Here is a 1179-nt window from a genome sequence, read left to right as displayed (position 1 = left end):
CCCCCGACTGCGCCGCCGTCTCCTCCGACGACGCCGAGAACTGCGACGACACCCCCGCCAACGACTCCGCACTCGACGCGATCGTCACCGACGACTCGACCACTCCCGTGATCAGAGAACGCAGGTTCGCCTGCGTGCGTTCGAGGTTGACGGCCAGGGTGCCGATCTCGTCCCGCCCGGTCACTCCGGAGGAGACCGTCAGGTCGCCGTCACCCACTGCGGACAGGGCCGCGGACACCGCACCGATGCGGCGGGCGATGCTCCGCGCCACCAAGTAGGTCAGGGCGGACGCTGCCACCGCACCGAGCACCGCGATGAGGATCGTGACGAGGATCGACCGTGCGGCCAGGTCGTCGGTCTCGTCGGCGAGCGCGGCGGCCTGCTCGCCCTGCGAGAGGGTCTCCACCTGCATGGCTTCCATGACGCCCGTCGTCAACGGACGGATCGTCTCGTCGAAGTACGTGGCGAAACCGTCGGCGTCCCCCTCGTCCGCGAACGGGAACAGCGTCCCCTCGGCCGCCGCGTAGTACTCGTCCAGCGCGACGATCAGGGCGTCGACGTCGGCCTCGTTCACCGCGTTGGGGCGGTAGGCCTCGATCTGCGCGTGGAGGTCGACCTTGCGCTCGGCCAGCTCGTCCACGAGGGTCCCGCGGGTCTCCTCGTCGGCGATGCCGTACTGGACGACCCGGGCGCGGTCACCCTGGTAGGCACGCTGGATCTCGGTGAGCTGCTGGAGCGGGACGACGTTCCCGCTGTACATCAGCGCGGCGTCGGCCCGCAGCGTGCGCATCGAGCTGAGCGCGACCGCGGCGACGAGTGCGGCCACCACGACCATGAGGAGGACGGACATGACGATCTTGATCAGCACCGGGCGGTCGGCCCAGAGCCGGCGCGGTACGTTCTGCTGCTCGCTCATCGCTCGCCTCTCGTTCTGGGGAGACCTCTGTCTCCTGCTGTCCGGCCACGCGTGGCGTGACCGAGTCGATCACCTCGGGGCAGGGAGCCCCGAGGCCGTGCTGATCTGCACCGTTGGTGCAGGTGGCGACTGTCCCGCGGGTGCGCAGGACGCTGGGGAGGGCGTCAGATCCGGAACTGGGCGACGCGGGTGCGCAGCTCGACCGAGATCTGCGCGAGCTCGTCGACCGCCACGCTCATCCGCTGCATCGTCGCCGCACTGTC

At 70.1% G+C, this 1179-nt stretch carries 1 protein-coding gene; it reads right to left on the bottom strand.

The window, feature by feature from the left end:
• Positions 1-916 (bottom strand): MCP four helix bundle domain-containing protein (locus IE95_RS0118240; protein ID WP_036572712.1); only part of this gene is annotated, 916 nt, incomplete at its 3' end.
• Between the last annotated feature and the right edge of the window lie 263 nt (positions 917-1179).

Origin of the sequence: Oerskovia turbata, from assembly GCF_000718325.1 — a bacterium.
GTDB lineage: Bacteria > Actinomycetota > Actinomycetes > Actinomycetales > Cellulomonadaceae > Oerskovia > Oerskovia turbata.
Note: the sequence above shows the minus strand (reverse complement) of the source record. Positions and strands in the feature narration are given on the sequence as shown.